18 protein-coding genes and 1 pseudogene are annotated in these 21,584 nt (G+C 64.7%); 14 read left to right on the plus strand and 5 right to left on the minus strand.

Annotation, left to right across the window (positions count from 1 at the left end; genetic code table 11):
• Positions 1-386: 386 nt before the first annotated feature.
• Positions 387-1,271 carry a hypothetical protein gene (locus tag ACW62_RS26115; protein WP_157574985.1) on the plus strand — a complete coding sequence of 295 codons (885 nt, stop codon included), beginning with the start codon at positions 387-389 and terminating at the stop codon, positions 1,269-1,271.
• A gap of 347 nt (positions 1,272-1,618) precedes the next feature.
• On the opposite strand, the gene ACW62_RS26120 is transcribed toward ACW62_RS26115, so the two are convergent.
• The 3 genes from ACW62_RS26120 to ACW62_RS26130 form a co-directional block, all read right to left on the minus strand.
• The gene (locus tag ACW62_RS26120; protein ID WP_053207057.1) at positions 1,619-2,506 is read right to left on the minus strand and encodes a TIGR02391 family protein; all 888 of its coding nucleotides are present in this window, start codon (positions 2,504-2,506) and stop codon (positions 1,619-1,621) included.
• A 73-nt stretch (positions 2,507-2,579) separates the two neighbouring features.
• A complete protein-coding gene (locus tag ACW62_RS26125) occupies positions 2,580-3,296 on the minus strand; it encodes an ATP-binding protein (protein ID WP_053207058.1) in 717 nt (238 codons plus the stop codon).
• A 29-nt stretch (positions 3,297-3,325) separates the two neighbouring features.
• Positions 3,326-4,411, minus strand: a complete 1,086-nt coding sequence (locus ACW62_RS26130; protein ID WP_205629611.1) for a DNA cytosine methyltransferase — start codon at positions 4,409-4,411, stop codon at positions 3,326-3,328.
• Between the two features lie 144 nt (positions 4,412-4,555).
• On the opposite strand from ACW62_RS26130, the gene ACW62_RS34365 reads away from it, so the two are divergent.
• From ACW62_RS34365 to ACW62_RS26155, 6 genes are read left to right on the plus strand one after another with little or no spacing between them, the layout of a single operon-like run.
• Positions 4,556-5,008, plus strand: coding sequence for a hypothetical protein (locus tag ACW62_RS34365; protein WP_157574986.1), 453 nt, complete (start codon positions 4,556-4,558; stop codon positions 5,006-5,008).
• Positions 5,005-5,436, plus strand: a complete 432-nt coding sequence (locus ACW62_RS26135) for a very short patch repair endonuclease (RefSeq protein WP_157574996.1) — start codon at positions 5,005-5,007, stop codon at positions 5,434-5,436. Before ACW62_RS34365 ends, ACW62_RS26135 begins: the two co-directional genes overlap by 4 nt.
• 26 nt (positions 5,437-5,462) lie before the next feature.
• Positions 5,463-5,987 carry a DUF1156 domain-containing protein gene (locus tag ACW62_RS36620; RefSeq protein WP_083460182.1) on the plus strand — a complete coding sequence of 175 codons (525 nt, stop codon included), beginning with the start codon at positions 5,463-5,465 and terminating at the stop codon, positions 5,985-5,987.
• Positions 5,981-7,486, plus strand: coding sequence for an ATP-binding protein (locus ACW62_RS26145; protein WP_053207061.1), 1,506 nt, complete (start codon positions 5,981-5,983; stop codon positions 7,484-7,486). The genes ACW62_RS36620 and ACW62_RS26145 overlap by 7 nt, the downstream gene beginning before the upstream one ends.
• A 12-nt stretch (positions 7,487-7,498) precedes the next feature.
• On the plus strand, positions 7,499-8,482 hold the full coding sequence (locus ACW62_RS26150) for a PD-(D/E)XK motif protein (RefSeq protein ID WP_205629613.1): 984 nt from the start codon (positions 7,499-7,501) through the stop codon (positions 8,480-8,482).
• A gap of 5 nt (positions 8,483-8,487) precedes the next feature.
• Positions 8,488-11,439, plus strand: coding sequence for a Z1 domain-containing protein (locus ACW62_RS26155; protein ID WP_205629614.1), 2,952 nt, complete (start codon positions 8,488-8,490; stop codon positions 11,437-11,439).
• 193 nt (positions 11,440-11,632) lie between these two features.
• Here the strand turns inward: ACW62_RS26155 and ACW62_RS33410 are convergent, their stop codons facing one another.
• Entirely contained in the window at positions 11,633-12,388 is a 756-nt protein-coding gene (locus tag ACW62_RS33410; protein ID WP_083460183.1) for an NUDIX hydrolase, read from the minus strand.
• Between the two features lie 139 nt (positions 12,389-12,527).
• Complete coding sequence (locus tag ACW62_RS34870; RefSeq protein ID WP_083460184.1) at positions 12,528-13,985, minus strand: amidase family protein; 1,458 nt, start codon at positions 13,983-13,985, stop codon at positions 12,528-12,530.
• Between the two features lie 130 nt (positions 13,986-14,115).
• Between ACW62_RS34870 and ACW62_RS33415 the strand changes: the two genes are divergently transcribed.
• The 7 genes and pseudogenes from ACW62_RS33415 (at position 14,116) to ACW62_RS26190 (ending at position 21,505) form a co-directional block, all read left to right on the plus strand.
• On the plus strand, positions 14,116-14,535 hold the full coding sequence (locus tag ACW62_RS33415; RefSeq protein WP_205629615.1) for an NUDIX domain-containing protein: 420 nt from the start codon (positions 14,116-14,118) through the stop codon (positions 14,533-14,535).
• Positions 14,536-14,762: 227 nt separating this feature from the next.
• A complete protein-coding gene (gene fxlM / locus ACW62_RS26170; RefSeq protein ID WP_083460185.1) occupies positions 14,763-15,971 on the plus strand; it encodes a methyltransferase, FxLD system in 1,209 nt (402 codons plus the stop codon).
• A 74-nt stretch (positions 15,972-16,045) separates the two neighbouring features.
• Positions 16,046-16,186, plus strand: a complete 141-nt coding sequence (locus ACW62_RS33420) for an FxLD family lanthipeptide (RefSeq protein ID WP_083460186.1) — start codon at positions 16,046-16,048, stop codon at positions 16,184-16,186.
• A gap of 183 nt (positions 16,187-16,369) precedes the next feature.
• Positions 16,370-19,339: a lantibiotic dehydratase gene (locus ACW62_RS26175; protein ID WP_205629616.1), complete on the plus strand. Its 2,970-nt coding sequence runs from the start codon at positions 16,370-16,372 to the stop codon at positions 19,337-19,339.
• Positions 19,336-19,971, plus strand: a pseudogene (locus tag ACW62_RS36625) (lanthionine synthetase LanC family protein); the annotation flags it as partial. The gene ACW62_RS26175 and the pseudogene ACW62_RS36625, both read left to right, overlap by 4 nt.
• Positions 19,905-20,570, plus strand: a complete 666-nt coding sequence (locus tag ACW62_RS36630) for a lanthionine synthetase LanC family protein (RefSeq protein ID WP_420843618.1) — start codon at positions 19,905-19,907, stop codon at positions 20,568-20,570. The pseudogene ACW62_RS36625 and the gene ACW62_RS36630, both read left to right, overlap by 67 nt.
• Positions 20,571-20,584: 14 nt before the next feature.
• Entirely contained in the window at positions 20,585-21,505 is a 921-nt protein-coding gene (locus tag ACW62_RS26190) for a thiopeptide-type bacteriocin biosynthesis protein (protein ID WP_083460187.1), read from the plus strand.
• The last annotated feature ends 79 nt before the right edge of the window (positions 21,506-21,584 follow it).

Genomic DNA, 21,584 nt, shown 5'->3' on the forward strand with positions numbered 1-21,584 from the left:
ACCGTCTCGTCCCGACCGAGTAGAGACACGATCCGAAGTGTCCGGACATCCCGGGGCGGTTCAATCCCCAGCTTCGGCGGTCGGCTGCGCATCACGGATCGGTGAATGCTGGCGCAATCTCGAAACTGGGACCGGTGCTCCGGGCCCGGCGGCCACACGAGGCCTGCCGTACGTGACTACACGATGGCCGTCGTCCTGACCTCGTAAGCTCTCGATCATTGCCAGCGCCCAGACTACGAGGTCCTGTGCCAAGCCACTCGACACCGCGGCAGCCTCGGGAGTCGCCGGGTACTGCAGACGCCGCCCCGGATCATCTCTGTTGCTACGGGCCGCCATCCGCAAGATTTGCGTGGCGGCCGATCCGAGCTGCACCCGATACTGAGCTCGTGGAAGGTTCTCAATTCAACTTCGATGCTCCGGATGTCTTGTACATCGACCTGACCGGCAGCTACACGCGCCTCGAAAAGTGGGGAGCGCAACTGGCGAGCTTTGCCGGCGCGTGGATCCGTGAGGAGCTAGGCGACGAGCTGGGGCCAGCCATTGCCGCGGGCATGGCGATGGGCGCGCCGGTCGGACCTGACTTTGATTACGCAGGTTCCATGGACCTGTTCGGCACCCGCCGTGGGCGCGGTCCCCTTTACATAGCCTGGGACACGAATCTACTGATCGACTACTTCGACTTCGGTGCGCGCCTGTGGCGAGGGGAGGGTCTGCCCGAATCCTTGGAAGAAGGGAATTACCTAGCTCTGGAGGGCTTGGAGCTCCTTCTCGCCTTGTGGGTCGTCCGTGACATCCGCTTCGTTCTCCTGCCGCAAGTGATAAGTGACGCGAGGAAGCGACTCAGCGACCAGCGGCGACGCGACCGCATCAACGCCTTCCAGGAATTCGTAGGCGCACTGCGGCTGGTGAGCTCGACGACTGACGGCGACAACCTTGAGGCACCGTCAAGAGCGGGGCTGTTGGAGCTGCCGAACCGGATCATCGACGACACGCTTCAAGCCGTACCCGCCGGTCTGGATCGTCAATTGGTACGCGCTGCCGTCCGCAGCGGAGTCCACGTGATGATCACAAAGGACCGCGGGATGCTTCGTGGTGCCCAAGCCCTCAGGCGCCTAGGGCTTGCGATCACTGATCCTCAGGAACTTCTTGAATGGCTATTCGCCTCAGGTTCGTACCACTGTCTGCTTGATCCACGATTCCTATACTGGCCGATGCCTGACCAGCAGCGCATAGCACACCTGATTGCCGCGATTCCCGACCACGGCCTGTGAGGCGTGGCCGTACGTCGCGCATCGCAATCGGACTCCACGTCGGGGCCAGGCGCGACTCGCGAGCGTACCTAGGCCCCAACCTGGGCCAAGTTGTGCGCACAGCGCCGCTTTATCTGCTTGCGGACGTCTTCGGGTGGTTGTTGGCGGCGGTCAGTGCGTGGAATCCGTAACCATCTGGATCGTGCGGTCGCGGCGCAGCGTTGTGACGAATCCGCTTGATCGACCGGGGCAGTCACGCTCGACCTCACAAGCTGGGTGGAGCCAAGGGTGAACGTCGTCGTCCTCAATAGGCACACCAATGAAGTTCCTTGCGCCGGACGATACTCGCCGTCCGGGTCTCATTGGGTTCATGGCAGGAGCGTCGCGCTGTCGAGTCTGCGTCGCAGGTGTGACATGAGACTGAGTGCGTCGAGGCAATCATGGTGGCTGATGACCCCTAAGGACTTGATCGTCTCCATCGGTTCGTGCGAGAGTGGATTGCGGAACGCCGACCAGATCGCTCTCGCGAGTTCGCGCTGGCCGTTCTCAAGATTCTTGGCGGAGTTATCGGATATCGATGGACTCCTGACTCTGAAAGGCAATGTGAAGTTCAAGCGTCGTCCGGATCCATCGCCTAGGGCCTTCCCGAACAGCGATGCTTCATCTCCGTCGGGCAGCTGAGCGGCGGAACGCAGGTCGGCGACATACTGCTTGCACGCCTCCAAGAGCGCTTGGTAGTAGTCTCCAGCCTTGAAATAGGACTCGCATGCCGCCTGAATGCTGGTGTGGAGATGACGCCAGACAAGATCCGCGTACGGCGGAGCGATGTCCTTGAGGTTTCTGACAGCCTTGCCCCGGTCTTCATCGCTCATATCGGTGTCTTCGGACTCGATGAGGCTGATCAGGTCCCTCAAAGGTTCCTTCTCAGGGCCTTTCACCGTTTCGACCCACTCGTCCGAATCGACGCCAGTCTCATCCTTGATCTGTGCCTTTTTCTTATCGGCGCGCAGTTGTCGTCGGAGCTGGGCGATCTCCTCGACCATTCGCTTGAGCAGCACCCGTATCCTCGCTGCGTCGGCATGCTCCCAGTTTACGGCCCGCCTGTCGGTTGCGACCACGTCCGGCTTGATCGCATCCAGTCCGTCGACGGCGATGTGACCGGTCAGATAGGCATACGCATAGCTGGAGTCTGATGCCCCGAAGAATTCGGGCTCGCTAACGAGGCGCCCGTTGGCGTAGACGGCGACGCCTCGCATCTGTGTGGGGAGCGGCTTCTCGGCAGCGATGATGACGCCGACGACGCCAACGGACGTCAGGTCCCCGGAGCTTTCAGGGTAGATCGCCTGGAACAGCCCACGTGAACTCCGTAGCGACGGATGACATCCGAAGCTCCCGAGTAACCGGAATCGCCGAGCCGTCACGGCCAAGGACTCGGAGGGCAACCTCGTTGGCGCCGTACTGGAAGAGCCTGGACAGGCTCTCTGCCAGATCTGTCGGCGAGATATCGCTGCTACGCGTTAGCTGAGAGACGGTGACCGAGGTCCCGTGTTCGTGCACTACGGCTGGCTCTGAGATAGAGCCGGGTTCATAGTCGCCGTCCTCGGTATCGATCAGTTCTTGCCAGTCCAGCGTGACGATGAGGCGCTCGTCGCTGCCTTGGCGGGTCGTTGCTACTTCGATCTTGTGGCCAATGCCGAAGAGTGCGAGCTTGCCAAGGCCCTTCTTGCCGGAGACTGTCCGCTTGCCACTCTCGGACATCGCGATCAATGACGAGCCCCGGCGGTTCCGGCCGATTCGCAGGTACTTGCCGCGCACGTCGTTGCGAGACATGCCGTGCCCGTTGTCCTCAACTACGATCCGTTGGTCATGGCCGCTACCGATGACATGGACGGTGATCTCGGTGGCGTCGGCATCGTAGGCATTGGCGACAAGCTCTGCCACAGCATTTGGCAGGCGCGAGTACATATTCGAGCCAAGGTGTTCGATCGTGTGGGGGTCGAACTTCAGGACGAGGGCGGATTCGTCAGGCTGGTGAGTGGCGCTCATGGTGGGGATCGCGCTCTCCGGTTCTACTGTCAGGCTGTAGGGAACGCGGCCATAAGGTGCTGGCCTAGAGCCTTACCGAGCGGGATCGGGACAGCGTTGCCGATTTGGCGAGCAATTGCTGTCTTCGATCCCACCCACTTGTAAGTATCACGGAAGCCTTGGATACGCGCTGCTTCCTGGTGGGTTAGCGCGCGGGGTTCTGAGGGGTGTAGGTATCGACCCTTCTCGGGTTTGAAGAACTCCGTCCGGATCGTAACCGATGGCCGGTTCCACCACAGGCGCCCCATCACGTCGGCGGATCCGGTGGTGTGATTTCTCCAACAATTTGACTTGAGGTCTTCCGGAAGCTTAAAACGATTCTCGCCTTCCTTAATGAAGGCGAATCGCTTCAGCGAGATCTCCTCGTAATGGCGGGTTACATGAAGCTCGTCCGTCCGGTAAGCGCCAGCGAGCGTCTCGCCTTCAAACTCGTACCACCGATCCGGGAGGCTCTGAAGCCGCACCGTTTCCGGCAGCTTTTCCAGCACGCTCCGGAGCGTCCGCCAATTTGCTGGATCCTTGAAGCGCGTCTCGACTTCTGGAAAGCCCGGGAAGGGCAGGTCACGATGGTGGCCGATCAAGATGACCCGCTTACGGACCTGAGCGGCGCCGTGCTCGGCAGCGTTCAAGATCTTAGCTTGGAATGCGTAGTCGCGGAGTGCCCCGCCGGGACTACACATCTCCTCGAACTGTGCATACTGGGTCGAACCCAGAAATCTGGGGACGTTCTCCAGTACGAAGAAACGAGGGTTTGCCTTCGAAATCGTCTGTGCGTAGTACTCCCAGAGACGGTTGCGTTGATCGTGGACGTCCTTCTTGCCGAGGGCTGAGAAGCCCTGGCACGGGGGTCCGCCGATGATGAGGTCCGCCTCTGGAACGTCCTCGGTCGCGAGCCAATCTTCGATCGCGCCAGCGAAGACCTTCGACCTGCCATGGTTCGCCTCATACGAGGCGGCGGCGGCACGGTCGAACTCGACCGCTCGAACTGTCGAGTACCTCCGCGTAGCGGTCCGCATCGCGGACGCGCGTTTGAAGCCCTCGCTCAGGCCGCCAGCGCCGCTGAAGAGGTCGAGCACGCGGATCTCGGCGCGCAGGGACGACCGAGATTGCACCATGGTACGGAACTCTAACGGGTCGGTCGGACATCCCGTGTGGCGAGCTCGGTGCGACTCGCCCCAACTGGCTACTCCGATTGTCCGGAGGACGCCTACGCTCGAAGCGTGTTGTGCGATGTGAGGGCTGCAGGCGGCGTCGGCATCTGCGACGCTGTGCTTCCTGAGTCGTTGGATCCGGGCTGTCACTGCCAGCTTGGCGTGGGACTCGACTCCAACATCCTGAATGACCAGCAGCCGTCCGGTCTCGAGCTGCCGCCCGTCAGGGATGAGCTGGGCCTGCCAGCGGGTGCTGACCGGGATCTGATGCTGAAAGAACCGGTTGCCCGGGTGTCATGTTTCCCTGACTCGCGACCGCAACGTGCGACGCAGCGTGAGTCTCAACGGACCAGAAATGAGAGTCCTCGGCAGGCTGAACGCGCTGACGCCCTCATGATGGCGGGCGTGGGCCGGTTCGCGGGTGGCGGCTGCTCGGACCTGAACTACCCGTACCTTGATCCGTACATTCCTGCCCTCGACATCGGTAAGGCTGGCTTGCTCTTTCACGTCGAAGGGAGCTGACCGGCGTGGACCGGCCGCTAACGAACGAGATCACCTCCAGGCGGATGTCGCGGCAGCGGCGTCGAGACACGGAGGCAGAGCTGAGCCTCCGGCGAGTCCTACATGCCCGCGGTCTTCGGTACCGCGTAGACGCTGCCCTTCCCGGACTTCCCAGGAGGCGAGCTGACCTCTCATTCCCGCGTCAGCGCCTCGCGGTCTTTGTCGACGGCTGTTTCTGGCACGGATGCCCTGTGCACAAGACAGAGCCCAAGAACAACGCCGCGTGGTGGGCCGCAAAGCTCGCTCGCAACATCGAGCGTGATCGGGAGACCGACGCGCACCTTGCTGACCTGGGGTGGCGAGTGGTCCGAATCTGGGAGCACGAGGACCCGGAGCTCGCGGCCGATCTCGTCGAAGCCGCTGCTCGATCGGATCAGTTCGGGACATAACGAGTTCTGTCGGGCTCGTCTGGTAGATGTGTGACGGGGCCGGTCGGCTCCGCTCCGTGGCTAAGTTGAGGGAACGGGTTTTGAAGCGCAAGCTCAGGGAAGTGTCGCTGCCGCTGGGAGCGATCAACCGCGAGTCCGCGAACGGACAGTCGGTTTCTCGGCGGGGCCACCCCGTGACCTCGCTTCCCCGGTGGGCGCGTCGGCCGTTCGCGGCAGCGCGAGTGATCCCCTCCGCCCAACTCGTCGACGACCCGAGTGAACGTCCCGACGAGCTCCCTACAGAGGAAGCTCGGGTGTTGGAGCGCGCTCGCCTGCACGGCATCATCCAGCGGATGGTTGCCTGGGAGGGCATTCAAGATCCGAAGGTCTTTGAGGAGGCCAATTGGGGAATTCGAAGGTCTACAGGGGGGAGGTCTCCGACTATCTTGGATCCGTGCGTCGGCGAGGCGACCTTCCCGTTGGAGGCTCAGGGGCTCGGACTTCAGGCACGAGGACGCGCCAGCACCTTCCTTGGTTTCGACAAGAGCGACTTCGAGGATGTCGAGTGGTAGCCGCATCAGGCGACGTCGTCGAGCGAATTCAGCTCGCTCCTGATGCCGGGCTGGTAAAGAGCCTCGGGGCGAATCACACGCTGGAATCCGCCATCGCTGATCTCGTGGACAACAGCATCGACGCCGGTGCAGGCCGAGTCTCAGTTCGGTTGCTGACGCGACAGGACCGGCTCGTTCAGGTCGAGGTCCTTGATGACGGCAAGGGCATGGATGTCAACGTCGTCAATGCAGCCATGACCATCGGCCATCAACGCGACTACAGCGTGGATGATCTCGGTCATTTCGGTATGGGCCTCAAGGTCGCCTCGTTCGGCCACGCTGATGTACTAACTGTGTGGTCGACCAAGTACGGCGCCACACCTGTTGGTCGCAGAATTCGCCGAGCGGACTTCTCAAAGGACTTCACGTGCGAGGTGCTGTCGGCCAAGGTGGCGGAGGAGCATTCCGCGGACAGGAGCGTGATTCTCGGATCCGACGTGGGGACATCGATCATCTGGACGGAGGTACGCAACGCCTACCGTGGCGACGCCGCGGACGAAGCTCGCCGGTGGCTGGCGACCCGAAACGAAGCATTGCGAGCCCACCTCGGAGTTACGTTCCATCGTCTCCTGGCTGACAGACGCCTCCGCATCGACGTCCTGGTCGATGAGCTCGGCGAAGCGTTGGCTGCGCCGGGGGTGCCGGTGCTTCCGATAGACCCGTTCGGATACGCCACCTCAGGGCACCCTGACTACCCGAAGGTTCTGGTTGCGAAGGCTGGCGAGACCCGAGTCAAGCTGCGCTGCCATGTCTGGCCGGCCAGGTCCGACATCACAGGCTTTCGGATCGGGACGAAGCCCGGCGAGCAGTTCCAGGGGTTCTACATCTACCGTAACGATCGGCTGCTGCAGGCGGGGGGATGGTCAGACACCGCTAACCCGAGCCCTGCGCGACAGTTGGCCCGCGTCGTCCTCGAGGACAGCCAGGCCATCGGCTCGTTCCTCACCATGAACCCCGAGAAGAGCGGGCTCAAGTTCGAGCCGATCTTCCACGACGCTCTCGGCCGAGCGGCGGCAGCCGACGGCACCACGTTCATTGAGTACCTGCAGGATGCCGAATCGATCCACATCGACGCCAACAAGCGGAAGCGCCGACGGCGCCCCGTCATTCGGCCAGACAAGGGATTCACTCCTGCTGTCCGCAAGCGCATCGGCAACGAGCTGCAGTTCATCGACGGCGACTCGATCGACCTCAAGTGGCGACGCATGCCCGCTGGGGAGTTCTTCGACGTGGAGCTCCCAACTAAGACCCTCTGGCTCAACAGCCGTTACCGGCCGCTCTTCGCGCCATCCGGCGGAAGTCTCAACGACGCGCCTGTCCTCAAAGCGTTGATGTTCCTGCTGACACATGAGGTCTTCGAGGGACGACATCTCGGAGCGAAGGACAAGGACCAGATCGCACTCTGGAAGAGTATCCTCGGTGCAGCGGTGGTAGCCGAGGAGCGTATGCGCGGCGAGTAGGGACGAGATGGGATGACAGTTCCGCCAGGCGACGCACGACACCTGACGTTCACGACCCTCGACGAGCTCTGGAACAGCAGAACCCCCATGGTGCTGCCCATCAAGGGCGAACCACCATGTCGGCTCCAACTCGATCCCAAGAACGGGTTCATAACGCTCGTCACGACGTACGAAACCCCCGAACCCGACGTCGCCAAACTGAAGCACATCGGATTCAACGCGGTCTCCTCGGGGCACGATGACTTGGCAGAACTCACCGTCCGGGTCGAGGGGAACGTCCACAGCGCCTACGGTCTGCTCGCCACCGTCGCAGACGAACTCCAGGTGGAGAAGCTACCGCTGGCAGCGGCCGTCGCCGCGGGCGTTGCGCGGCATCGCAACGTGCTGGCGAGTCGCGGAGCCCTCACCACTGAGAAGGAGATCGGCTTCTTCGGAGAACTGCTCTTCCTCGAGTTCTTAATCCAAGCAGTCGGTGCCGGTCCTGCTGTCGCAACCTGGCAGGGGCCGATGTCGGAGGAACACGACTTCACGTTCGACTCCGTCCACGTTGAGGTGAAGACGACCAGCGGCGAACGCCGCAAGCATGTGATTCACGGCTTGGAACAGCTTGTTCCACTTCGTGGCGTCCCGCTGAGCCTCCTTTCGATTCAGCTCACCCGAAGCTCGCCTGAGGGTGGACGTACGCTGCCACAGCTAGTGGCACAGGTCCGTACCTTGGCTGGCGGGCACCGAGTGGCCGTCGACGCGATGCTCGACACATTTGCATGGTGCAGCGGCGACGCTGACCTCTACCCGACGTTCTGGGCTCTCCGGACTGAGCCGCGCGCATATGCCGTGCACGGCGATTTCCCGGCGATCACGCCCAACGCTGTCGGGCCGGTCGTGCCGAGCTTCGGGCTTGTGTCGGAGGTTTCGTACAAAGTGGACCTCACTGATCTCGAATACGACTCGCCTCCCGATCCCGTCGGCGGCTTCGTGGAAGCGAAGGAGAACTGACGCCCGTGAACAATCAGCGCCCCGCATGGGCCGACGCCCTCAAGAACGTCTTCATCGCTCTGGCCCACCAGCAGCCGGCCCCGCTAGGCACGCTCCTCGCCGCCCTGTCTGGGGCGGAAGTCGCGAACGACCAGTTGCTGGACTTCATCTGCAACGCCGACGTCAACGACCCGGCGCGCACTCAGATCACGATGGCGCTCGCCAAGTGGGACGCTGACGATGACCCCGCGCTCGAGACCGCACCGAGATCTGCGGCACGGCGTACCGCCATCTACGCCGCGCTGCAGCTCACAGACACTGTGGCCGACGCGTTCTCCGAACACTTCCCGGTCTACGAAGCGCCGGCGATCGTCATCTCGAAGGTGTTCCAGCCGTGGTACGCCGAGGCTAGGAAAGAGCGCACGAACGTCTACTGGGACAACTACGAGGCCTACCTGCGCGACGTTAAGAACTGGGACGCATCGGCCATCGCGTCTCTGGATCAGACGACCACTGAGGTCGTCGAAAGGCTGAGCGATCCTGTTCGAATTGACATCAAGCAGACAAAGGGCCTGGTTGTCGGCTACGTGCAGAGCGGGAAGACCGCCAACTTCACCGGCGTTGCCGCCAAGGCGGTCGATGCTGGCTACCGCCTGATCATCATCTTGACCGGGACCATCGAGATCCTCCGCGCGCAGACACAGCGAAGGATGGATATGGAGCTCATCGGCCGGGAGAACATCCTGCGGGGCCTGGACCCGACCGATCCAAAGGTGGCGAAGGAGCTCGACTACCAGCAGGACAAGGACTGGATCGCTGACAACTTCGTCAAACACGGCGCGATGCTGGACCAGTCCGGTGTGGTCCACATCGACCGGGTCACGACACACCGAAGCGATTACAAACGTCTGCCGCAGGGGCTGACCAAATTACGGTTCTTCCGGACGGACAAACAGAAGCCGTTGAACGATCCGGCCAACCTGTTCAATGCGGACGCCTACGTCGCGGTCATTAAGAAGAACAAGGCACCCCTCGAGAAGCTGCTCGCTGATCTGAAACCACACAAGGGCGATCTCGCTCAGCTGCCAGTGCTCATAATCGACGACGAGTCTGACCAGGCGTCGGTCGACACCACAAACCCGGTCAAGTGGAACAAGAACTCCGTCGAGAATCGTGAACGCACGACAATCAATCGTCTGATCACGGAGATCCTCAAGGTATGCCATCGAGCCCAGTACGTCGGCTACACGGCCACGCCGTTCGCGAACGTTTTCGTGGATCCCGACGACGAGCGTGACCTATTCCCGGCCGACTTCGTATTGTCACTCCACAGGCCCCCGGGCTACATGGGAGTCCAAGAGTTTCACGACATCGGCAGGCGGTGGGACGACGAAGAGAAGACGTTCAACTCCTCCAACGAGAAGGCGCATGTTCGAGCACTCTTCGGTGACGCGTCCACGAACCCGAACGGCAGGCTCGAGGAGCTGCAGGAAGCTCTGGACGCTTGGGTCCTCTCCGGCGCGATCAAGAAGTACCGGGAAGGCAGGGGCCGTAAACCGTACCTGCATCACACGATGCTGGTTCACGAATCCGTCAAGCGGGCGGAGCACGAGGCGACGGCGAACGACGTCAGGGCGCTGTGGAACGGCTCGAAATTCACATCGACCGAGGGACACGCTCGGCTGAAGAAACTCTACGACGCCGACTATCATCCTGTGATGCTGGCGCGGGCAGAGGCAGCCGCCATTCCGTCCTCGTTCGATGAACTGAAGCCGTTCGTTGCGGAAGCCTTGGCCCAGATCATGGTCGATGGTGACCCGATCCTCATCGTCAACTCCGATGCTCAGATCAAGGCGCAGCAGAAGAAGCTCGACTTCGAGGCTGACAAGGTCTGGCGAATTCTGATCGGAGGTACGCAACTCAGTCGGGGCTTCACCGTCGAGGGACTGACCGTATCCTACTTCCGCAGGAAGGCTGGGCAAGCAGACACCCTGATGCAGGCTGGCCGATGGTTTGGCTTCAGGTCGGGCTATCAGGATCTCGTGCGCCTCTACATCCGACGAGACAACAGAGTCGATCTCTACGACGCATTCGAAGCTCTGCTGCTCGACGAGGAGGCGTTCCGCGAAGAGCTTAAGCAATACGAAGGCTTCGACGATGACGGGATGCCTCGCCTGGAACCACGCCAGATCCCTCCGCTGGTCAGTCAGCACCTCCCGTGGCTGAAGCCAACCGCCCGGAACAAGATGTGGAACGCCGTCATTGCCGCTAAGGCAACAGCTGGCGGGTTCCAGGACCGCTACAGCCTGCCGGCGCGGGGAGACGCGGCGAACCTTGCGAACCTGACGGCAGTCGGAGTTCCGCTCTTGGGCGAGGCAGACAAGACGATCTCCTTGCCCTACATCCTGGATAACGGGTCGACCGGAACCGAGAGCTTCAAGATTGGGACGGTCGCCGCCGATGACCTCATGGATCTGCTGCAGCAGTACACGTGGCATCGCGAGTACGACGAGGTGATCAGGCCCTTCAAGGCGTTCCTCGAGAACGCGACATCGGACGGCCGCATCAAGGAATGGGTCGTCGCGTGGCACCAACCCACCAAGGTTGATGGCTCGATCAACCTGGATGGGCTTGGAACGTCGCCGATCGTGACTCGTCGGCGCCGCGCCGAACCTCGTATCGACTTCATCGGTTCCGACCGGAAGCACACGAAAGCACTTGAGCCAGTCGCCCGCGGCGAAGATATGCCTGGTCTCTCTGGCGCTGCAGCCCGTGGTGTCGTGCTCGTTTATCTCGCCGATGACCGGCCCGAAGACAAGCACCGCAACAAGCTTGGGACACTGACCGCTGGCCACGTCGTCCCGCTGCTCTCGTTCGCTGCGCCTGCGTCGGCGACTCCTCACAAACGTGACCTCATCCAGTGGACAGTCCGGGTGAAGGCGCAGGAAGGCGAGGCTGCCGTCGATCCGCCGAAGTAGTACGCCGGCGGCGACGGCGATCGCTCTCCACAGGGATGAGCAGCTCGGCTCGCGCAACGGCGAGGTTGCTGAAGCGCTGCTTCCGGCGGTTCTGGTGGACCCTGAAATGCCGTACGTCGTTCTCGGAGAAGTTCACTTGGGGCGGTGTCGAGGTGCTGCCATGACTGCCCTTGGCAGCGTCGCCGCTCTCGATTCAACTCCGTGTGGCGCTCGGGCGCTTGGATCGCACGTTCACCCGCGCTTGGGCCGCCGTACACGTTGACCTAGCGGGCGCGCTCCAGGCCGTCGGGCGCGACAGGGAGGCGCGATTCGAACTCAAGCTCGCCGCCACCTTAGCCACTCGTGTCGGGTCAGCTCGCCAACGAGGCGGGTGCGGCGACTCGAGTCCTTGCTCGGTGCCGCGTAAGGCAAGTAGATACAGCAGGCCGACCAGCGACGCTCCACCCGCGACCTGTCCGCGAGACACCATTCCGGGGATCTCCTTGAGGGAGATCCACGCGATCTGGCCAGCTTCGTCAGCATCCGTAGGTTCACCGACTCGTGTAGCTGTGAGCGACAGGTAGACCTCGTGACGAGCGCCGACCATCCCTGGCATTGGCTCAAAAGCACACAATCGCTTCATCGGCCCGCTTGGTCGCCACCCTGTCTCTTCTTCGGCCTCTCGTGCCGCGGTCTCTACGCCGACTTCGCCGTCCTCGATGACTCCGCCGGGCAGTTCCCATCCGAACTGGTCCGGGACGAAGCGATGCCGATAGAGCATGAGCACGCGGTCATCTGAATCGAGCATGACCGCTGCCGCGATCGGTCGCAGACGGACGACGTGGTGCCACCAGCGATGTCCACCTGGAGGTTCGATGTCGACTTGATCGAGCCGCACCCATGGGTTGTCGTACAGCGTCCGCTTGCCGTAGACCTTCCAGGCGGGCGCGTCAGTGTGCTCGCTGGCCATGGGGCGAGCCTATGAGGCGGGAGAATTGACTTTGGTCATCCCTCATCGAGGGTTCGGCTACGGCCTGCCAATCGCCGAGCTGAATCTGGTCGTGCTGGGTGGGGCCTCGCGCTTAAGGTCCCACCCAGCGCCGGGGCCATTACCTTCTCGGCGGTTCGCAGCCGGTCACGGCACCGAGGCGGGAGGCCTCGGTGGTGATTGATGTGGCGGTGGCGGCGGGGACGGCCCTACCGGACCTGCCAACGTTTGAAACCAAGGCGTCGATCAAGCTGCAGGCGACGGCCGGGCGGTCGTCGGCCTTGGCGGACTGGATCTGGCCGACCAGCGTGGACCAATTGCGGCCGGGGCCGACACCATCGACGAGTTCGGCGAGTGCTTCGCCTTCGTCGCCGGGGTTGCAGAGCTCGCCGGTGAAGAACGAGCCGCCAGGAGTGCAGCGCCACATCGATGGGTTCGTCACCCCAGGCGCCCGGCGGTCGTACGAGTGGCCCTGCTCGAACGCGTACCCCGCCGCCAGCAGCGACGCCTCGCTGCCCGCCGTCCCGACGAAGGTGACGCCGATGGGATTGCGGCCGGCGTTGCCTGTGCCCTCTCCCGCGGGGACGGTGAGGACGGGGTAGCCGGCGCGGTCGGCGATCCCGACTAGGGTGCTGTTACTCGGCACCATGATCACGTCGTAGCCGGACGAAAGGACCGAGTCGATGACGGCCGCGCTCTCGGCGCGCCCCACGGCCAGGTCCGACTCGTACGTCGCCATCGTTGCCGACGAGGCCGCGAGCAGCTCGTTCTGCTGGTACTTCAGGCCCTCGACCGGGTTGGCGGCGTTGTACTCGATGATCTCGTCCAGCGAGGACGCCCCGCCTGAAGCGTCCGTCAGGTACTTGTCGAGATCCTGCTCGAACTCCCGCAGCACGATGCTCGGCCGCGTGGTCGCCGCCCCGAGCGTCACCTCACCCGTCGTCGCGCCCAGAGCCTGCACGGTGGCGACGGCGGACGGGTAGGGACCGGTCCCGCCGGCGACGACGGCGACCTTCTTGCCGGCGAGAGCAGACGGCGACAGCCCGGCCGTGTAGTCAACTGACGCGGTGTCGACGGCACCGAGAGCCACCGCCGTGTCGTACACCGACCGCGTCAAAGGACCGAAGGAGTCCTGCGACGACGCGACCGGCAGGACGCCGTCGCCGTCGTCCAGTCCCACCGTGGGCTTCAGGCCCACGACTCCGGCGACACCTGCTGGGGCGATGAGCTGCGCGCCCACGTCCGTGCCGGTCTCCATGCCGACGGTCAACGCCGCCAAGCCCGCCGCCGTCGCCGCCGCGGAGCCGGCCGACGAGCCGGCGGCCGTCTTGTCGGTGTCCGACGGCAGCAGCACCTGACCGCCGAGCGACGAGTAGCCCTCGGGCAGGTTCGCGTCGAACACGCCGTTGAGCTCCGTCACGTTGGTCTTGCCCAGGATGATCGCCCCGGCCGCCCGCAACTGCGCGACCACGGCGGCATCGTCAGCGGGCATCGACGACTGCAGCGCGATCGAGCCCGCCGTCGTCGGCAGGCCACGAACGTCGAAGGAGTCGTCGAGAAGAACAGGAATGCCGTGCAGCGGACCGCGCGGCCCACTCCGTCGGCGCTCCTCATCCGAGGTTCCTCTCTATGACCGGGACCCAGAGGCCTGGCGAGCCCACCTGGCCTAGGGCAACGCGAGGCAGCCGCGCAAGTGAGTGAGTGCTGATGTGCTGCTGTTCGATCGCGCCGACCGGATTCTGCTCGTCGACCCGAAGTACAAACCGGACTGGGACCTTCCCGGCGGCATGGCCGAGGCCAACGAGCCGCCCCACACGGCCGTCCAGCGTGAACTGGGCGAGGAACTCGGGCTGAAGGTCCAGGTCGTCCAGCTGCTCTGCGTCGATTGGGTGTCGCCGCACGGTCCCTGGGACGACCTGCTCGCCTTCATCTTTGACGGTGGGCAGCTTGATGACGAGGGGATCGACGCGCTCACCCCGCGTGATGAGGAGCTCGGCGGGTTCGAGTTCTGCTCTGAGGCGCAGGCTGCGGAGAGGCTTCGTCCGTATGTGTGGCGTCGCGTGAGCGAGGCCCTTCAGGCCTTGCGATCCGGGCAAGCTTGCTACCTGCGCGACGGCCACCGCCTCTAGCTAGCCGGCGGTGGCCACTAGTTTGGCCACCTGGTGGCTACCCCACCCGACGCCATATTGACGGCATGATTCGAGGCACGAACTAGCTCAGTTCGAGGCGGGCCACTGGTGATCCTGGCCGTCCGGCGGCCGCCGACTCGAGTGACGTGAAGGGCGATCCCCGTACCAGCGCGATGAGAGCCTCCTTCCCACATGGAGCAGCACACCACCTGTCAGAGGACACTGAGATGACATTGAAGATCGACGATCCAGCTGCCTTGCGCGCTGCCATGGTGGCCGCATTGCGCGACGAGGGCTTGATCACCACCGACCGTGTGGCCGCCGCCATGAACAGCGTCCCGCGCCAGGTCTTCGCGCCGGGCGAGCCGCTGGACAAGGTATATGGGACGAACACCACCCTGGTTCCCAAGGTCGGTCCCGACGGCCGCCAGACCAGCGTCGTGTCGGCATCGCACATCCAGGCGATCCAGCTCGAACAGGCTGGCATCGAGGACGGTATGAACGTCCTGGAGGTCGGCTCCGGAGGTTACAACGCCGCCTTGATCGCGGAACTCGTCGGCCCCACCGGCTCGGTGACCACCGTCGACATCGATGCCGACGTCGTGGACCGCGCTCGCACATGCCTGCGCGCCGCCGGGTACGAGCAGGTCGAGGTCGTACTCGCAGATGCGGAGAACGGCGTACCGCAACGCGCTCCGTATGATCGGATCATCGCGACCGTTGGCGCGTGGGACATCCCATCTGCCTGGCCCGACCAGCTCACCCCTGTGGGCCGCATCGTCGTCCCGCTTCGCTTCGCTGCGATCACCCGGCTCATCGCCTTTGACCGCGACCCGGCTACCTCGGTTCTGACCGCCGGCAACTATCGCCTCGGCTCATTCGTGCCGATGCAAGGCGACGGCGCTGCCACCGAACAGATGGTCGCCATCACAAGGGACATCGCGCTCCGGCTGGACCCTCAGCACCAGGCCGACTTCGACGCTCCCGCGCTGCGAACGGCTCTTGATGACCCGCCGATCGAGCGATGGTCCGGCGCGCCCTTCGACATGCCTGACGAGCTGGAACTCTTCCTGCTCACGAGTGGTCCTGATGTTCCGATGCTCCACGCAGGACAGTCGGCCATCGACGACGGTGTCGTCCATCCCACAGTGCGCCACGGCACCCCGGCGATCGTTCGCGGCGGCAGCTTCGCGCACCGCATCAAACGCGAGAACGCGGCAACAGTCAGCGGCTACGAGACCGGGGTCCTCGCTCGCGGCCCCGAGGCCGAGCAGGTCGCCGACGAACTCCTGGAACTGATTCGTGACTGGGCCGGACGGTACTTCCGGCGGGGTGCCGCCCACATCGAGTACCACCCGGACTCCGTCGACGCCGGCGACCTGACGGGTTGGCGCGCCGTCAAGCGGCGCGGAACCCTCGCCGTCAGCTGGCCATGAGCTCCCGGTGTCTGCCCAGCCATTGAAGGGGAGGGGCACCGGAAGATCCATTTCACCAACTCTGGAGGTGTGTCATGACCGTCCAACTCGAGCCTCTCGGCGACTTCGACCTCGACATCGAGTTCATCGAGGCCGGCAGCACTGTCGACCACATCATCAAGATGACCGACGACAACTGCGGCACCACGTGCCAGACCGCCTGCACGAGCTGCTGACCGGGCTTCGCCGACGGATCGGCCGGGATCAGTCGACCGCACATGCCGTCGGTGATGTCGACGCCTGCCTGGGGCCGCTGACGTCAACGCGGCCCAGGCAGGAGTCCAAGGGCCTGCGACGGCCAACCGCTGTGGAGAGAGGACAGCATGTACAGGAGCCTGGACGACGCCCTACTGGTTCGCATGGCCCTGTTCCGCCCCGACGAGCTAGGCCCGTGGCCCGACCTGACCAGCACTGATGCCCCGGCTGGCTGGCAGTCGTGGCTGCACCAGGCACTTCAGGTGTCCGGATTCGCCGCTGCGCTGGAACATGCCAGCCCTGTCCTCTCCGGCCGCCTCGATGCAGCTCTTCAGGGCAAGCTCTCTCAACCGGACCTGCGTCGTGTGGTCATCGCGGTCATGCGTTACCTCATGCGTGCATCCACCAGGGCGACACCGTACGGGCTGTTCGCGGGGGTCGCCCCAGCAGCTGCTGACCGCACCGCCAAGGTGCGTGTCGGTACTGCCCACCGTCCGGTGGCGCGTATGCGTGCAGCCTGGGTGGCCGACGTGCTCGACCAGCTGGAAGCGGACGAGCGGGTCCGTCGGCATGTGTTGCTCCAGGCCAACAACCTGCTGGTCGCACGCGGCGAACACCTCGTCTTGGAGCACCGGGCCAGTCATGCCCCCGAGGGCGCGCCGGTGCATCTGCGAATCCGCGGGACCGCTGTGATCCGTGCAGCGCTGGCGCTGGCTGCCGACCCGATCCGTTGGAGTGACCTCAGCGGCAAGATCAGCGCCGAGAGCGGCGCCTCGACCGCCGTCGCCGACCGGTTGATCGCACAGCTCGTGTCACAGCGACTTCTCCTGACCGATCTGCGTCCACCGTCCATCGCTACCGACCCACTCGCACGACTCGTGGATCGGCTCGAGGCGCTTCTCGCCGAGGGGGCGGACGTGGACGAGTGGCTGGCTCGGCTGCGGCAGGTCAGAGACCAGAGGAGCTCGCACGACCGTTCACTAGGCAGGGATACCGCGCCCCATCGGCGGGAGCTCGACGCAGCGGCCATGACTGTCGCTACGACCGGCCCACGAGTTGCTGTCGACGTGCGAGTGGACTGCGACCTGGTCCTGCCCGAAGTTGTGACGGCCGAGGCCTGCCGAGCAGCGGAGGCGCTGACGCGTCTGGCTCGCCCCACGACGATCGGCTGGCGCGACTGGCATTCGAGATTTCTGGACCGCTACGGCCCGCATGCTCTGGTCCCGGTGCGCGACGTGGTCGACGCAGATGTCGGCCTGGGCTACCCGGCCGGATTCACCGGAGCCCCACCCGCCGCCCCGCCTCCGATCTCCGACCGCGACCGCGCTCTGCTCGCGCTGGCTCAGCGCGCCGCGCTGCACCGTGAGCAGGAGATCGTCCTGACCGATGCCGCGCTGAACACCATCGCCGGTCCTGTCCCGGACGATGTCCGGCCATCCGCCGAACTGACCGTGCGCGTGCATGCCCCCACCCTCGCGGCATTGGCCGACGGGATCTTCCAGATGTCGGTCGCACGAGCATGCGGGCACGCCTTCATGAGTACCGGCCGCTTTCTCGACCTGCTGGATGAAACCGATCTGCAGAAGATGACGGCCGCCGCTCGCGGCAGCGCTCCCGCCGCTACCCTGCCTGTCCAGCTGTCGGCCGTCACCCGATACACCGTCAGCTTGGACGTCGCCCGGGCCGCACAGCTCCTGCCAGTCATCATTCCGGTGGGGGAGTTCCACAGAACGACCTCGAACGTGATCGGCCTCGACGACATCGCAGTGACAGCAGACGCTCACCGCCTCTACCTGGTCTCGAGATCCCGTCGGTGCGCACTGCAGCCGATGCCCGTCAATGCGGTGGAGCCGGTGCGGCATGCCCTGCCGATCGCCCGGTTCCTCGCGGAGGCGCCGGTTGCATTCGCTACCCCGTGCTCCCCGTTCGAGTGGGGCTCGGCTGCCCGCGATCTTCCGTTCCTTCCGGCCCTGCGCCATGGCCGGACGTTCCTCAGCCCCGCTCGCTGGCTGTTGCACGCTGCTGATCTGGCCGGTCGGGAGGCCGACTGGGCCGACTGGGAGCACAAGCTGAACGAGTGGCGCCACGCAACAGGGTGCCCTGCAAGGGTCTCCATGGGCATCGGCGACCAGACGATCGGTCTCGATCTGGACGAACCGGCTCACCGTGCGCTCCTGCGCGACGATCTGATCCGCAACTCGCGAGCACACCTGCGGGCCGTGCCGGTTGATGACGGCTGGATCGACGGTCACCCACACGAGATCGTCATCCCTCTTGCCGCCGCTAGGCCGAAACCGTCGAAACCCCGCATCACCAGCCATGTGGTGGATGTACGCGAGCACGGCACACTACCTGGCGGTGGCCACCGATACCTGAAGGTGTACGCCCGCCTGGAGCAACAGACCACGATCTTGACGGATCACCTGTCTGTGCTGCTCGACCAGCTCCCGCCGAGCGGGACCTGGTGGTACCAGCGCTACACGGATCCCGACCCCCATTTACGGCTGCGGATCGCCGGCGTGTCCGCAGCGGCGATCACCGCGTGGGGCCGGCAGCTGGTCGAGGCCGATCTGACCCGCCGAATCCTATGGGACACCGACTTCCCCGAGCCGGGCCGATTCGGCTCTCCTGCCGCCTACGCGGCAGTCGCCGCCTCCTTCACCGCAGACTCCGCGGCTGCACTCGCGCAGTTGGCTACGGCCGGCCACCGTCACGGACCTGACTGGCGAGCCTTGGCCGCAGCCAGCATGGTCGACCTCGCGGCGGCGGTCATCGGCGATGCGCACGAGGCCATGCGGTGGATCGTCACCCACACCCGAGCCCACCAGCCTGCGCCCGAACGAACGGTGTACGACACGGCGATCGCCCTAGCCAATCCGTACGACCGTGGTGCGTTGGTCGCACTACCCGACGGCGAGGACGTGCTGACGCGCTGGGAAGAGCGCCAGCACGTGCTAGCCACCTGGCGCGATGCTCTGCCCTCGATTTCGGCTATCGCGCCGGTCGACCTGCTACCAGATCTGCTGCACCTTCACCATGTCCGCATCACGGGACCTGACTTGGAGAGCGAAAGAGCCTGCCTGCACCTGGCGCGCGCCGGCGCGCTGAGCTGGACGACGAGGAGCCATCCGTGACGACTACGAACCTGCCCGCGGAGACGGACCTCGCGGCCGCCGCCGCTTCGGCCGCCGAACGCCTCGTCGATCCAGCCGTCGTCGCCGACTCCGCCGACGGACGCACGCGCCCGCAGTCGCTGGCCGGTGGCGCCGCCGGCATCACGCTGCTGCACATCGAGCGTGCACTGGCGGGATTCGGCGAAGAGGCAACCGCCCACGCCTGGCTGCGCACCTTGGCCGGCGAGCCAGTCAGCGCAGGCCCGAACGCCAACCTGTACTACGGCGCGCCGACACTGGCTTTCGTCCTGCACATAGCGGCTCCGTTAGGCGGCTACCGTCGTGCGCTGGCCGACCTCGACGAGGCCACCATTCAGATCACGCGGAACCGGCTCGCCGCTGCCCATGCCCGCATCGACCGTGGTGATGCCCTCTCCATGGTCGAGTTCGACCTCGTCCACGGTCTCGTCGGACTGGGCGTCTACCACCTGCAGGCACATTCCGAGCACCCAATCACTGCCGATGTGCTCGCCTACCTCGCGCGCCTCACTGAGCCCCTCGATGTGACCACCGGGCGTGTACCGTGGTGGCTGCCTTCGGGACTCGGTGGCACTCCCGACCCGGACTTCCCGCATGGGCACGGCAACCTGGGCGTTGCCCACGGCGTCAGCGCGGTCATCGCGATCCTCTCTCTCGCGATCCTCCGAGGCCACGCGGCGCCTGCAACCCAGACGCTCTCGCCGTTCTCTGCGACTGGATCGATCAGCAGCGCCAGTATGGCGACTCCGCCGGACCTTGGTGGCCTGGATACGTCACGACCGGCTCGACTCGTCCACGGCGCCACCGACCCTCATGGTGCTACGGCACCGCCGGTATCGCCCGCGCTCAGCAACTTGCCGGTCTCGCTCTGCGTGACATTGCCCGGCAGAAGCTCGCGGAGAACGCCATGTTGGCCGTACTCGAGGACCCCGCCCAGCGCGCCGGCCTCCCTGAGGTCGGCCTCTGCCATGGTCGAGCCGGTCTGCTCCAAGCAGCCTGGCGTATGGCCGTCACCAGTACCGACCCATACCTTGCGGGCAGGCTTCACGCAGAACTGCGCGGGCTGGCCACACAACTGGCGAGTCAGCTGGTCGTCGCCCGAGCAGCGAGTCCCGAGCTGATGGACGGCACGGCCGGCGCCGTTCTCGCCCTGTACACCGCCAGTGCGGGAGTCCCTGTCACTGGCTGGGATGCAGTCCTCTGCCTATCGTGAACCGGAGATCGACCGTGAAGCGATCGGTGTGGCGCCAGCTCAGCATCGCCTTTCCAGATCCCCGCACCGCCGCCGCGACGGCTGTCGCCCACCTCGCGCCGATCCTCGTCGAGACCGAAGCCCGCCGATTGATCACGGCGTGGTTCGTCGTCCGTAAGGGCGTCTGGCGGCTGCGCTACCGGCCGGTGGCTGCAACGGCCGAAGCCGACTCCTACCTGATCGAGCGGTTGTCGTCCCTGCAACGGGCCGGCCATGTGGTCGCCATCGTCCGAGGTGTGTACGAGCCCGAGCTACACGCGTTCGGAGGCACCATGGCCATGGAAGTCGCGCACAGGCTCTGGCACGAGGACAGCCGCCACCTCTTCGACTCACCCGCCAAAGCCGAGCCGAAATGGCGCCGCGAGATGTCGATCGTGTTGTGCGCGGCCATGATGCGGGCAGCGGGGCTGGACTGGTACGAGCAAGGCGACGTCTGGGCTCGCACCGTCGAACATCGCGATCCAGCTCAGCAGGCTCTCGTCGAGGACCTGCTCGGTCCGGTTCGCCGGCTCCTGACCGTGGACCCGTCGAGCCTCACGGATGACGGCGGGCCACTTGCGGACGCGTGCACATGGATCAAGGCATACACCGCTGCCGGTGCCGCCCTCAGGCAGCTCAACGACGCCGGGCAATTGCACCGTGGAATCCGGTCGACCCTCACCCATCACGTGATCTTCACCTGGAATCGACGTGGAATCCCCGGCCCGCATCAAGCGGCTCTCGCGACAGCGGCCAGGACCGTTGTCTTCGGGCCGGACCCGGCCAACCTGACCCATCCCTGGAGTGATGTCGATGAAAAGGATCACGGCCGGCAGGTTTCCCTTGATCGCCCGGCCCCGTCCACGCTGTACACACCTATCCCAGCGGGTCGCCGATCTCCGGGAACGCGCCGTTGATGCGCAGAACACCGATGATGCGACCGCCGCCACAGCAGTGTTCAACCTCTCCGCCTTGTTGGCCTCGGACTGCGGTCTG

Origin of the sequence: Jiangella muralis (assembly GCF_001270745.1) — a bacterium.
In the GTDB taxonomy this organism is placed as follows: Bacteria; Actinomycetota; Actinomycetes; order Jiangellales; family Jiangellaceae; genus Jiangella; species Jiangella muralis.

What these genes read in the sequence shown, in the direction of transcription:
- ACW62_RS33420 (WP_083460186.1), top strand. Translation starts at nt 16,046, where the DNA reads ATGACCGTCCAACTCGAGCCTCTCGGCGACTTCGACCTCGACATCGAG.
- ACW62_RS36620 (WP_083460182.1), top strand. Translation starts at nt 5,463, where the DNA reads ATGTGTGACGGGGCCGGTCGGCTCCGCTCCGTGGCTAAGTTGAGGGAA.
- ACW62_RS33410 (WP_083460183.1), bottom strand. Translation starts at nt 12,388, where the DNA reads ATGGCCAGCGAGCACACTGACGCGCCCGCCTGGAAGGTCTACGGCAAG.
- ACW62_RS26120 (WP_053207057.1), bottom strand. Translation starts at nt 2,506, where the DNA reads ATGCGAGGCGTCGCCGTCTACGCCAACGGGCGCCTCGTTAGCGAGCCC.
- fxlM (WP_083460185.1), top strand. Translation starts at nt 14,763, where the DNA reads ATGACATTGAAGATCGACGATCCAGCTGCCTTGCGCGCTGCCATGGTG.
- ACW62_RS26125 (WP_053207058.1), bottom strand. Translation starts at nt 3,296, where the DNA reads ATGAGCGCCACTCACCAGCCTGACGAATCCGCCCTCGTCCTGAAGTTC.
- ACW62_RS26150 (WP_205629613.1), top strand. Translation starts at nt 7,499, where the DNA reads ATGACAGTTCCGCCAGGCGACGCACGACACCTGACGTTCACGACCCTC.
- ACW62_RS26175 (WP_205629616.1), top strand. Translation starts at nt 16,370, where the DNA reads ATGGCCCTGTTCCGCCCCGACGAGCTAGGCCCGTGGCCCGACCTGACC.